The sequence below is a fragment of the Streptomyces sp. NRRL S-87 genome (assembly GCF_000719335.1).
GTDB lineage: Bacteria > Actinomycetota > Actinomycetes > Streptomycetales > Streptomycetaceae > Streptomyces.
The window spans coordinates 82,728-94,120 of the sequence record NZ_JOGB01000023.1 but is presented as its reverse complement, the minus strand read 5'-3'; the positions used below and the strand labels follow the sequence as shown (position 1 = coordinate 94,120).

At 71.6% G+C, this 11,393-nt stretch carries 11 protein-coding genes and 1 pseudogene; 11 read left to right on the top strand and 1 reads right to left on the bottom strand.

Translation table 11 applies throughout. From position 1 onward, the window contains the following. Positions 1-422 (bottom strand): annotated as a pseudogene (locus IF43_RS38115) (hypothetical protein); the annotation flags it as partial. Positions 423-809: 387 nt separating this feature from the next. Here IF43_RS38115 and IF43_RS0117045 point away from each other — a divergent pair. The 11 genes from IF43_RS0117045 to IF43_RS0116995 all read left to right on the top strand — a co-directional run bounded on the left by IF43_RS0117045 (position 810) and on the right by IF43_RS0116995 (position 11,277). Next, on the top strand, positions 810-1,169 hold the full coding sequence (locus tag IF43_RS0117045) for a hypothetical protein (RefSeq protein ID WP_158939369.1): 360 nt from the start codon (positions 810-812) through the stop codon (positions 1,167-1,169). A gap of 10 nt (positions 1,170-1,179) precedes the next feature. Then, a complete protein-coding gene (locus IF43_RS0117040) occupies positions 1,180-1,494 on the top strand; it encodes a hypothetical protein (RefSeq protein WP_037888904.1) in 315 nt (104 codons plus the stop codon). Positions 1,495-1,496: 2 nt separating this feature from the next. Beyond that, a complete protein-coding gene (locus tag IF43_RS0117035) occupies positions 1,497-2,300 on the top strand; it encodes a hypothetical protein (RefSeq protein WP_030200781.1) in 804 nt (267 codons plus the stop codon). After that, positions 2,297-3,844 (top strand): hypothetical protein, encoded by a 1,548-nt coding sequence (locus IF43_RS0117030; protein WP_158939367.1) that lies wholly within the window; start codon positions 2,297-2,299, stop codon positions 3,842-3,844. Before IF43_RS0117035 ends, IF43_RS0117030 begins: the two co-directional genes overlap by 4 nt. After that, positions 3,841-5,292 carry an SCO6880 family protein gene (locus IF43_RS0117025; RefSeq protein ID WP_234332219.1) on the top strand — a complete coding sequence of 484 codons (1,452 nt, stop codon included), beginning with the start codon at positions 3,841-3,843 and terminating at the stop codon, positions 5,290-5,292. The genes IF43_RS0117030 and IF43_RS0117025 overlap by 4 nt, the downstream gene beginning before the upstream one ends. A gap of 5 nt (positions 5,293-5,297) precedes the next feature. Further along, a complete protein-coding gene (locus IF43_RS0117020) occupies positions 5,298-6,884 on the top strand; it encodes an ATP-binding protein (protein ID WP_030200772.1) in 1,587 nt (528 codons plus the stop codon). After that, positions 6,881-8,617, top strand: a complete 1,737-nt coding sequence (locus tag IF43_RS0117015) for a type IV secretory system conjugative DNA transfer family protein (RefSeq protein WP_030200770.1) — start codon at positions 6,881-6,883, stop codon at positions 8,615-8,617. The genes IF43_RS0117020 and IF43_RS0117015 overlap by 4 nt, the downstream gene beginning before the upstream one ends. Further along, the gene (locus tag IF43_RS38705) at positions 8,610-9,188 is read left to right on the top strand and encodes a DUF4913 domain-containing protein (protein ID WP_037888871.1); all 579 of its coding nucleotides are present in this window, start codon (positions 8,610-8,612) and stop codon (positions 9,186-9,188) included. Before IF43_RS0117015 ends, IF43_RS38705 begins: the two co-directional genes overlap by 8 nt. Positions 9,189-9,413: 225 nt before the next feature. Next, positions 9,414-10,658 carry a helix-turn-helix domain-containing protein gene (locus IF43_RS0117005; RefSeq protein ID WP_030200764.1) on the top strand — a complete coding sequence of 415 codons (1,245 nt, stop codon included), beginning with the start codon at positions 9,414-9,416 and terminating at the stop codon, positions 10,656-10,658. A 50-nt stretch (positions 10,659-10,708) separates the two neighbouring features. After that, positions 10,709-11,047: a hypothetical protein gene (locus tag IF43_RS0117000; RefSeq protein ID WP_158939365.1), complete on the top strand. Its 339-nt coding sequence runs from the start codon at positions 10,709-10,711 to the stop codon at positions 11,045-11,047. After that, positions 11,044-11,277, top strand: coding sequence for a hypothetical protein (locus IF43_RS0116995; protein ID WP_030200760.1), 234 nt, complete (start codon positions 11,044-11,046; stop codon positions 11,275-11,277). Before IF43_RS0117000 ends, IF43_RS0116995 begins: the two co-directional genes overlap by 4 nt. The last annotated feature ends 116 nt before the right edge of the window (positions 11,278-11,393 follow it).

The following is an 11,393-nucleotide window of genomic DNA, read 5'->3' as shown; positions in this document are numbered from 1 at the left end:
GGGGAGCTCTCGCCGTTGCCGTCATCGTCGCGGCCGTACGTGGCCCAGGTGCCGTCGACGAACTGCGCCGGCCCCTTGGCGCCGGCATCGGACCGGGCGTCCTTCCTGAAGGCGGACTCGTGGTAGAGCTGGGAGGCCAGGAGTGGCGGGGTCATCTCCGGGTGGGCACAGGCGCGGTCTGCCTTGAAGATCCAGGGTCTGTACTCGGTGGGGACCGCCTTGAGGCCTTCGCCTGACCTGGGGTTGTCATCGGCATGGGCGTCGTCGTCGACGAGGAGCGTCACGATCAAGGCGACGCAGGCCAGTAGCAGGCCGACGGCGGCCGCGGCGGCCCCGATCAGCACCTTCACGTGATGTCCCCCCGTGGTGTCGTTCTGTTTGCTGTCCTGCCTGTCGTGCGGGTGTGCCGTTGTGGTGGCCATGGCCGTGGCCGTGGCCGTAGGCGGTGCGGGGCGGGCTTCTCGGATCGGGCGGTGTGCGGGCGATCGGCGATTTCCGGTTGGGTGGCCGGTTTTGGCATTCCGGGGCCGATTCCGGCCCCTCGTTCGCAGATGCACTCCTATGCCTGACGGTGTGTGAGCCCTGATTAGCGGGATCGGTGAATCGCCTCTCGGGTTTCACCCCAAGTCACGCTAGCCTCTGAGGACCCACGAGCCAAAGGTAGTGGTGAAAACGACTCATGTAGGGGGGAGTTGCGGGTGTACGCCAATCCGGAGGTGCCAACTCCGATTGCTGGGACAACGGTTGCCCTGCGGTATGCGCTAATTCCCGTTCACGGGTACGGCATTGCAGTGGCGACGGTCGCCCGCATGCTTGATGCCGGTCGCGCCCAGGCCCGAATCCTCGCCCCCGGCGAGTCCCTCCCGTACGGCGCGCAACCGGTGTTGTTGGCCGAGACGACGGTGTACGGCGCCACATGCGTGGAGGGCATGTTGCGGCAGTGGGGTCCGTTGCCCAAGCCGTGGCTGGTGCTGGTCGCGGACGCCCCGACGCGGCCGGTGGCGGAGGCGCGCTACCTGGTGAGGGCCTTGCAGGCCCGCCTGGCCGGGGTGGCCACGGTCCCGTACCTGCCGATGCTCCGTGCCGTTAGAGACCCGGAGCAGGCCATGGAGCACAAAGACGTCCTGGCCGCGGCCGAGAAGCTGCGGCGCACGCTGGAAGGGAAATAGGCAGATGGGCATGTACGCGGAGCTTGTGACGCTCGCGGCGGAAGGCGACGGCGGCAAGCTGATCCCGGGTGGCTCCCCGGTCGTGATCCCCGGCCTCGACGGCCCGGTCGGCACGATCCTCAACTGGGCTCTGTGGCTGGTGGTCATCGCGGGTGTCGGGGGCGTCATCTACGGCGTCTTCAAGCTCGCGACCTCGGACAAGTCACGTAACGGCGGCGGCGCCGAGCCCTTCAAATGGATGGGCGGCGGCGTGGCGGCCATCCTGCTGTCCAGCTCCCTGATCACCATCCTCAACGGCATCGCCGGCGGGACGGCGGGGAGCTGACCATGTCGCGAACCAGGGGAGTATGGAACACCCGCGGAACCTGGATCGCGGCCGTGGCGCTGGCCGCGATCGCGATCCTGACGGGCTACGCGCTGCTGTCTGGCGGCGATTCCGACGCAGGCGCCCCGGCGGCCAAGGGCGGCGCGACCGCTCCGAACACAGCGGGCTCGGCGAGCCCGGGCCCGACGTACGCGCCGCCTGCGGACTGGACCGAGCCGCAGCGGTGGGCGGCGCTGCCGCGCGGCACCCGCACGGACAGCCACGGCAGTACGGTGTCCTTCCCGCACTCGGCCGAGGGCGCGGTGGCCATGCTGGCCGCCGCCAACACCGTCGGAGTCGAGGCCGACCGCTCGACGGTGGACGAGCAGCTGCGGATCTACAGCTCGTACATCGGCCGCGGCGACCAGAAGGACGACGCGGCCGAGCAGATCGAGCTCAGCGCCCAGGCGGCGGACAAGTCCCTCGCCCAAGAGATGGGCGTCCGGCCCGGGCAGCCGCTGCCGGCCGGCGCCTACCAGCGCAGCCACGTCGTCGGATACAAGATCATCAAGCAGTCCGGCGACGAGGTCAGCGCGTGGCTGCTCACCCGGGTGGTGCAGAAGGCCGGCGAGACCGCCCCGGAGAAGGGCAGCTACTCCCGCACCCTGGCCGGCGCGCAGTGGCAGGACGGCGACTGGAAGATCACAGCGGACGCCACCCGCAGGGCCCAGCAGGACCTCCAGGGCCAGGCCGAGCCGGCCATGGCAGCGCCCGGCGACGAGGCGTTCAACTCCGCGGGGTGGACGGCGATCCGGGAGGCGTCGTGAGACGGCGCCTGGCCGGGCTGCTCGTGGTGGTGATCGCAGTCTTCGGCGGCGTGGTGGCGCAGCCCGCGTCCGCCGCCGCGGCGCACCGCCCGGCGGCCGCCGCGGCGGCGCCGCAGCACCCGATGACTGACGGCGGAGGCCGGGCCATCGGGGGGATATGCCGCCTGGGCTCCGCCCCGATCCTCGGTGCGATCCTGGGCGAGGTCGGCAAGCTCGGCGGCTCACTGCTGTGCGACAAGGTCGGCGACGCCACAGCGAAGAAGATCAAGGAGGAGTGGAACAACGTCTGGCACAGCGTGATCGGCGACGTCATCAACTCGGCCGTCGACTGCGCGAAGTGGATGATCCGAAGAGTGCTGACCGTCGCGCTCATGGGTCCCTCGGTCGATCTCGCCGGCACGGGTCTATTCGGCAGGGACGCCACCCTCTCCGGCATGCTCGTGTGGTTGGGCCTGGTGATCGCCGCGGCCGGCATCATCTGGAACACCGGCAAGATGGCGATCACCGGCCAGATCCGGCACCTGGGCCGCGCCGCGGCCGGGTGGGCGGAGAACGTGCTCCTGTCCGCGGTGGGCATCACCATGTTCGCGCTGCTGCTGGAGATCTCGGACAAGATTTCCGAAGGGCTGGTCAAGACGACCTTCGCCAACGACGGCCAGGCGTACGAGCGGATCGTCGCGGTGATGCTGCCCCAGACCATCTCCAACCCGGTCATCGTCGGGGGCGTAGTCGTCGCCCTGCTCCTCATCGGGTTCATCCAGCTCGTGATGGTCTTCCTCCGGCAGAGCGCCGTCCCGATCATCTGCCTGCTGCTGCCCGTGGCCGGCGCAGGCCGCACGGGCGGGGACGTCACCCGCCAGTGGGCTCCGAAACTGATCACCGCAGGCATGGTCGTGGTGGCCTACAAGCCCATGCTCGCCGTGATCGTGTGCGCGGGATTCGCCGAGTTCGGGCACGCCCAGACCCTGGCGGAGTGGCTGCGCGGATTCGCCACCCTGGTCCTGGCCGTCGTCGCGCCGGGCCCGCTCATGCGCATCTTCGCCCCGTTCAGCGAGGCCGTCGGCAACGGCATGGCCTCCGGCGGCGCCAGCGGCGCGCTCGGCGCCGCTGCTGGCTACATCGGCGGCCGCGGCGCCGAGGGCGGCCGCGGAGGCGACGGCGCCAACGCGCCGACCGACGCCGTCAAGCACGCGCAGTACGTCCAGCAGAGCATGGGCCGCCAGGGCGGCTCCGGAGGCGAGCAGGGCTCCGAGGCGGCGGGCCGAGACGCGCAGACGCAGGCGGCCCGCAACGACGCCGCCGCGCGCGTCCCCGACCAGAAGGGTCCCAAGGGCCCACCCGGAGCCCCGGGCCCGGAGGGCGCCGGCGGGCAGGCAGGCGTGGGGGGCCAGGCGGCCGCCCACTCGGGCACCGCGGGCGCCGGGAACACCGGCGGTGGAGGCGGCGGCGCGGCCGGTGGAATCGCGGTCGGCGTCAAGATCCTGGACGGCATCAACGACGGAGTGCAAGGCGCGAGCCGCAGCGTGGGGGGTAATCGAGAATGAGCGCGCACGAGGTGCCCCGCGGCCTGATGGTCGGCGGCTTCCGCATCAGACGGTCCTTCGGCGTGGGCGGTTTGTCGAAGGGGGCCACCATGGCCGCGGCCGGGGTCCTGGCCGCGGACGGCCTGATCGGTGTCCAGGCGCCGGCCACCCTGCTGGTCACCCTGCCGGTCACCGCCGTCGGCCTGGGGCTGGCCGCCGCCCGCCGCCACGGCATGTCCGCCTTGGCCTACTACTGGGCCAAGGCCTCATGGCGGCGGGTGGCCCGCTTCGAGGGCACGTCCTACCGTCGGCTGCTGCTGCCCCAGCCGTATGCGCTGGACCTGCCCGGCGTGGGCGCCTCCTCCACCCTGATCCAGGCCCACGACCCGACCTCGGGCCGGGCCGTCGGCGTCGTCCACGACCGGGCCACCGGATTCATGACCATCAGCACGCTGCTTGCGCCCGGCGGCAGCCTGATGGCCCAGACCGGGGCCGTGCAGAGCAACCTGCGCACCTGGTCGTCGCTGTTGGAGGCGATGAGCACCGACGAGCAGATCAAGGGCGCCAGCGTCAGCATCCAGATCACCCCCGGCGCGGGCGAGGCCCTCGGCGACGACGTGAAGGCCCGTCAAAGCCCTGACGCCCCGCAGCTGGCCAAGCAGGTCGTGGGCGAGCTTCTGCGTACCACCCCGCACGCCACTGCCTCGCGGGCGGCGTGGATGTCGGTGATCGTCGACCCCAACGCGGCCGCGAACCGGCCGGGGGACCTGGCCGAGCAGGTGGGGGAGGCCCTGCGGGTGGTCGACTCGCTCGACCTGTCCGGCACCGGCACCGACATCGAGCGCCGCCTGACCGACGTCGACGTGCGCCGCCTGGTGCGCAGCGCGTACGACCCGGACGTCTTCCACGCCCGCGACGCCGAGTTCGCAGACCTGTCGTGGGCGGAGTGCGGGCCACAGGCGGCCGACGACGGCTGGGAGGAGTACGCGCACGACGGCGGCGTTTCCGCCTCCTGGGTGCTGCGCGAGATGCCGCGCCGCCCCATCCCCTACAGCGTCCTGTTGCCGCTGCTGGCGCCCGGCCGCTTCCAGCGGCGCGTCACCCTGGCCTACCGGGTCCTGGACCCCCACGAGGGCGAGGCCGTGCTCGAGCGGGAGATCAGCCACGCCTACCAGCGCGAGCAGGCGACCGCCGAGGTCAAGGGCCGGGCCAAATGGTCCCAGCGCGCCGACTCACGCCGGGCCGAGGAGGCCGCCGCCCAGGTCGCAGGCGGCGCCCAGGTCGTCGAGTGGACCCTGATGGTCACCGTCACCGCCCGCAGCGCCGCCGACCTGCCCGCCGCACGCCAGGAGCTCGAGCGAGGAGTGAAAGCGACGCGCGGCATCCGCATGAGGCCCGCCTACGGCGCCCAGGCCGCCGTGTTCGCAGCCGGGCTCCCGCTGGGCTACAACCCGCTGGTGAAGGACTGAAGACCATGGCACGCAAGCCCAAGCCGCCGGCCATGACCACACCCCGGGCCGTCACCGGCCCGGTCGAAGCAGGCCCCACCCGCCAGGAGCGGCAGGCGCAGAAGAAGCTGCGGGCCCGGTTCGCCCCGCGGCTGGGCTGGGGCGGCCGGTTCGGCGGCCGCGTCCCGGTCGAGGACGCCGGCACCATCTACACCGGCCCCAGCACGCAGGTCGGCGGCATCTACCCCTTCCTCCTGGGCAGCGGTCTGCCGCCACGCGGCGTACCGGTCGGCCGGGACGTGCTCACCGGAGAGCTGGTGTGCATAGACCCCTCCGGCTGGACCGGCAAGCTGACCACCAACCCCGGCGTGTGGGTCATGTCCCAACCCGGCGCGGGCAAAAGCGCGCTGGTCAAGCGCGTGTGCTTGGTCTACTCGGCGTACGGGCACATGGTGTGCGTGCCCGGTGACGTCAAAGGTGAGTACAGCGGCCTGATCGCCGAAATGGGCGGGTCCGTGGTCCGGATCGGCGACGGGATCGGCCGCATCAACCCCCTGGACTCCGGCCCGCTCAAGGGCCGCGTCCAAGCACTGAGCACGGAGCGGCGCCGGGCCCTGCTCGACGTCCTCAACGGCCGTCGCCTGGAGACGCTGGTCGCCCTACTGTCCACCAACCACGGCCTGGGCCGGACACCGGACGAGGTCGAACGCAGCGCCCTGGACACCGCCGTCCACCTCGCCTCCGCCGGCCAAGCCCCCGGCCACGACCCGATCGTGCCGGACGTCGTCCAGGTGCTGCGCGCCGCCCCCGAGGAGCTGCGCACCAAGCTCGCGGCCGACGGCGAGCGGTACCGGGACCTGACCCGCTCGGTGATCGCAGGACTCGACAACCTGGTCGGCGGCCCGCTCAAAGGCCTGTTCGACGCACCCACCACCACCCCCCTGGACATCAACGCCCCCGCGGTCTCCGTGGACATCTCCGCCCTGCGCGCCCGCGGCAACGACGTCGTCTCCGCCGGCATGATCGCCACCTGGGCCTACACCTACAGCTCCATCGACTCCGCCCGCTCCATCGGCCTGATGGACCGCAAGCTCGTCCTGCCCATGGACGAGATGTGGCGCGCGCTGCGCAGCGGGCCCGGCCTGGTCGACGCCATGGACGCGATCAGCCGCCTGAACCGCACCACCGACGACGTCACCATCTACGTCACCCACTCCCTCCTCGACGTCGAGGCCCTGCCCACCGAGCAGGACCGGGCCAAAGCGCGGGGCCTGATGGACCGGTGCGACACCTGGGTTATCGGCGCGTCCTCCGAGGAGGAGCTGCGACGCGTCACCGGCAAGCGCAGCCTGACCGAGCAGGAGCGCATGATGATCAGCTCGTGGTCGTCGGCCACCTCCACCGGCCTGGACATCGACCCCACCGCCGTCGGCGACGAGGCCGACCGGCCCGCCGAGGACGAGGGCGCCCGCCACCCGGGCCGCGGCAAGTACCTGATCAAGATCGGGACCCGCCCCGGGATCGCGGCCGCCCTGGAGCTGACCCCGACCGAGCAGCGCCTCTACCGCACCGACACCAACCACCTCAGGGCGACCACCAGGGGCAGCCGATGATGACGGAGAACGACCGCGCCTGGGCCGCCGGCGGCATCCTGTGCGGCGCGGCGGTGACGCTGTCCGCCGCCACCTGGGCCGGGGCGGCCGCCGGCGCCCGGCTGACCGGCGGCCACGTCGCGCCCGCCTCCGCGCTCACCGTCTACCGCATGGCGACCGACTGGACCTCGGTCTGGGCGGACTCGCCCACAGCCTCGGGCATCGGCGCCGCGCTCCTCGACGTCGCCGTCGTCGCCCTGATCGTCTGGGGCCTGAGGATCTCCTTCCGCTGGTTCCGCAACCCCAGCAGCCTGGCCACCCTGTACCAGCTGCGCGAGCTCACGCCCGGGCCCGCGGCCCGCACCGCGACCCGCCTTCGGGTGTCCCTGCGGGAGGCCAAGCCCAAGGAACTCCCGCCCCGGGACCGGGGCGTACTGCTCGGCAACCACCTGCCCTCCGGCGTCGAGCTGCGCGGGAGCGACGAGGACACCTACATCGCCGTCATGGCCCCCCGCGCCGGCAAGTCGACCGCCCTGGCCGTCCCGGTCGCCGAGGAAGCCCCGGGCGCCCTGCTGATGACCTCCAACAAGGCCGACGTGTACGCGGCCACCCTTCACTCCCGCTCCCAGGTCGGCCACACCTTCGTCATGGACACCCAAGGCGTGGCCCAGACCGAGCGCGAGATGTGGATCGACCTGGTGGCCCAGGCCGAAACCCTCGAAGGCGCCGAACGGCTGGCCTCCCACTTCACCACCCAGATCACCAGCGAGCAAGCTGACCCCTTCTGGTCCCAATCCGCCGCAGACCTGCTCACCGGCCTGTACCGGGCCGCCTGGTGGGACGGTGCGACCGTCCGCGAGGTCATGCGCTGGCTGGCCGACCCCAAGGAGAAGGCGCCCCTGCGGATCCTCTACCAGCACGAGCCCGTCCTCGCGGAGCAGATCGACTCCTCCATCAACATCGCCGAGGAGACCCAGTCCGGCATCTACCAGAACGCGCGGACCGCCATGTCCGCGCTGCGCGACGAGAAGGTCCTCGCCTGGGTCACCCCCGACCAGCACCGGCCCCGCTTCGACCCCGAGACCTTCGCCACCAGCAAGGACACCCTGTACCTGCTGAGTAAGAAGGGCGGACCCTCGAGCGCACTGGTCGCCGCCGTCGCCGACGCGGTCTTCACCGCCGGCGCCGAGGCCGGAGAGCGCCACGGAGGCCGCCTGCCCGAGCCGATGCGCGCCGTCCTGGACGAGGCAGCCAACATCTGCAAGATCGCCGACCTCCCCGACCTCTACAGCCACCTCGGCAGCCGCGGCATCACGCCGTTCGTGATCCTCCAGAGCTACCGGCAGGGTGTGAAGAGCTGGGGCGAGGTCGGCATGGACGCCATGTGGTCCGCCGCCACCAAGAAACTCATCGGCGTCGGCGTCGACGACGCCAAGTTCGCCCAGGACGTCAGCACCCTGATCGGACCCCACTGGGTCGAGCGCGGCTCGTACTCCAAGAGCAAGGATGGTGTCAGCCGCAGCTGGTCCGAGCAGCGTGAGGAGGTCATGGACCCCTCCCGGATCCGCTCCATGCGCAAGGGCAGCGCGCTGCTGATGGCCACCGGCATGCCCGTCGCGCAGATCGCCCTGCGCCCCTGGTACGAGGAAGAGGGCATGGCCCACATTGGACCGCAGATGAAGAAGGAGGAGGCGGCCATCACCAAGCGGGCCGTCGCCGCGTACGAGGAGCGGAAGGCTGCCCGCCGTGGCTGACCACGACCCGGACACCCCGGACTTCGAGGTGCCGGTCGGCCTGTTCCAGGACCTGGAGGACCTCAAGGCCACTGTCACGGCGCTGACCGCCCAGGTCAAGCGGCTGACCGAAGACGCCGATGAGGCCTCACAGGACGACGACGCAGCAGCCGGCGAGGAGCCTGCGGACACGGCCGAAGAGGACGAGGCGCAGTTCCCGCCGTTCATCCTCCTCCTCGACTCCCCGCAGTACGACGACGAGCTGCGCGCCCTGATCGAGTGGGTCGAGGGCGTTCTCGTCCCCGGCTACCTTGCCGAACCCAGCTCCGACGCCCGCTGGTGCCATCTGTGGTTCGAGCACCCCGTCGCCGTCGCCCGCCTCCACGCCCTCTGGCTCGCCTGGCAAGAGCTCACCGACCCCGCCACCTGCGGCTACACCGGGCCCAGCGTGTGGCACCGCGACCACCTCGACCCCTGCATGCGGGAACTGCGCCCCTCCGGAGGCCCGTTCGCGGGCTGCACCAAGGGCGAGCACCAGATCGACCACCGCATGCCCAGCATCGTGCCCAGCGCCTGGAACCGCCCCGAATGACGCCCATCACGCCCGCCCGCGGTGCCGGCGCCCGGACGTTTCGACGCCGCGACCGAGGAGGGCTGGACGGGCCCGACCGCGAGGCCATCCGCCACGTCGAGGACGCCCGCCCCCAAAGCACCACGCGTCCGCGCCTGACGGCCCCGGCGATCGGTGAGATCCCCGGGGCCGTCCGCCTATCTGAGCGGTACCGTCCAAGGTGTCGAGCCAAGGACGGAGTTCACCATGCCCCACCAGCTTGAGGAACACGAGGCCATCGGTCAGCGCGCCCGACGTCAGCGCCTCAAGGTCGGGATGACACAGGCCGACGTCGCCGCGGCGCTCGGCAAGACCCAGGCATGGGTGTCCCGGATGGAGAGCGGCGCGATCGAGCTGGATCGCTCTTCGCAGATCAACGCCCTGGCCGCCGCCCTCCACTGCCATCCCAACACCCTGATCCAACGGCCCTACACCAGCAGCGCCGACCCCGACGCCGGATGGCACGCAGCCGCCGCGTCGATCATGCGGGAGCTGCGCCGCTACGACCTCACCCCCACGTTCGACGGCACCCCCCGCTCATCGGCCGCGCTGTGGCAGGAGACTCGTCGACTCCACCGCCTGCGCGACGCGGCCGCCAACAGCGCGATCCTGCGCGAGATCCCCGACCTGCTGCGCGAGGCCCGCGCTCTAGCGGACGTCGGTACCGGACACGAGCAGGAGGAGGCGTATGCCGTCTACGCGGTGGCATGCAAGTTCGCCCACACCGCCGCGCACGCCTTGGGCCAAGCCGAGCTGGTAGCCGTCGCCTGCGAGCGCGCCGTCTGGGCCGCGGCCCGCTCCGGTGACCCGCTCCTGCCAGCCGTCGCGGACTGGATGCGGGTGTGGGACATGTGGGCGACCGCCGACTACGCCGACGCCCTCGCCCTCGCGGACAAGGCTCTCTCCGCGGTGCAAGACGCCTACGACGACGGCGATCCCCTCGCCCTGCGGGTATGGGGCGCCCTGCAGCTGCGGTCCGCGGTGTCCGCGGCGCGAGCCAACCGCCGCGAGGAAGCCCGGACCCGGATCGGCTACGCCACCGAGGCAGCGGCGCGAGTGGACGCGTACGTGGGAGCGATGCCCTTCGACCGGCACTCCCTGACCTTCTCCACCGGGAACGTGCAGATCCACGAGATCAATGTCGTGCTGGAGATGAGCGACCAGCGCGAGGCGCTGCGCCTGAACCGCCGCACCGACCCCGGGCACATCGCCGCCCTGCCCAAGTCGAGGCAGGGCCATCACCACATGGACCTTGCCCGCGCCTGGCTGTGGGACGGCAACCGGTCCAAGGCCCTGACCGAGCTGGAGACAGCGGAGAACCTCGCCCCTCAGCTGGTGCGCAACCACCCCATCGCCCGCTCCACGCTCCGGCAGATCGTTTATGGCGAGAGGCAGCTCACCCGGCAGCGTCTGCGCGGCATGTCGGACCGGTTTTCCCTGGATGACCTGTAGGTATACGCCAGATTCATATCGGCCCGTATACGGGCCCTTACGTTCTGCTCATGCCTGAGCGACCGACCATCGAGCAGGCCGCGTCCCGCCGCGCCTTACCCGCGGTGGGCGACTGGCGGCCCCAGCGCGGAGACCTCGCCACCGACACCATCACCGGCCGGACCGGGGTGGTCATCTCCCTCCCCGAGGACTCCGGCACCCGCGTCTACCACCTGTGCCCCGAGGGCGGTGGTGACAACTGGAGTGCATACGGTCCCGGCCTCGCCCCCGCGGGCAGCGACGAGGCGGACCCGGAGAGCCTCGACAACACGAGCCCCCACCAGCCTCCGGCCACCGAGGGCCCGTCGGCCAGCGACGCCTCCGGAGCGGGCGAGGGGCGAGAGCTATGACACCTGCCCGTCGCTGCCCGTACGACCTCGGCGACGAGATCGTCGGTATCACCTACGTTCCGCCCAAGGACCGCCGCCGCGAAACCCCGCAACCGTTCACCGGCCGGGTGGTTCAAGTCGGATCCGGCTGGGACGGCGTCGAGGCTGATCAGGCGTACCTGTGGGCCCGCCTCGACAACGGCCTCGAAGTGAAGGCCCTGATAGGCGACTGCGAGAGGAAGCCCCGGTGAGCCGCGGCCGCCGGGCGCGCCCCCGGTTACACCGTGACCGCGTCGGCACCCTGCTGACCGCTGCATGGGCTGCCGGGCACATCGCCACCGCTCTACTCCTCGGCGAGCTCGCCACC

Bases quoted from the DNA above. Each gene is read 5' to 3' on its own strand.
- IF43_RS0117025 (WP_234332219.1), top strand. From the start codon at position 3,841: ATGAGCGCGCACGAGGTGCCCCGCGGCCTGATGGTCGGCGGCTTCCGC.
- IF43_RS0117035 (WP_030200781.1), top strand. From the start codon at position 1,497: ATGTCGCGAACCAGGGGAGTATGGAACACCCGCGGAACCTGGATCGCG.
- IF43_RS0117005 (WP_030200764.1), top strand. From the start codon at position 9,414: ATGCCCCACCAGCTTGAGGAACACGAGGCCATCGGTCAGCGCGCCCGA.
- IF43_RS0117015 (WP_030200770.1), top strand. From the start codon at position 6,881: ATGATGACGGAGAACGACCGCGCCTGGGCCGCCGGCGGCATCCTGTGC.
- IF43_RS0117045 (WP_158939369.1), top strand. From the start codon at position 810: ATGCTTGATGCCGGTCGCGCCCAGGCCCGAATCCTCGCCCCCGGCGAG.
- IF43_RS0117040 (WP_037888904.1), top strand. From the start codon at position 1,180: ATGTACGCGGAGCTTGTGACGCTCGCGGCGGAAGGCGACGGCGGCAAG.
- IF43_RS0117020 (WP_030200772.1), top strand. From the start codon at position 5,298: ATGGCACGCAAGCCCAAGCCGCCGGCCATGACCACACCCCGGGCCGTC.
- IF43_RS0116995 (WP_030200760.1), top strand. From the start codon at position 11,044: ATGACACCTGCCCGTCGCTGCCCGTACGACCTCGGCGACGAGATCGTC.
- IF43_RS0117000 (WP_158939365.1), top strand. From the start codon at position 10,709: ATGCCTGAGCGACCGACCATCGAGCAGGCCGCGTCCCGCCGCGCCTTA.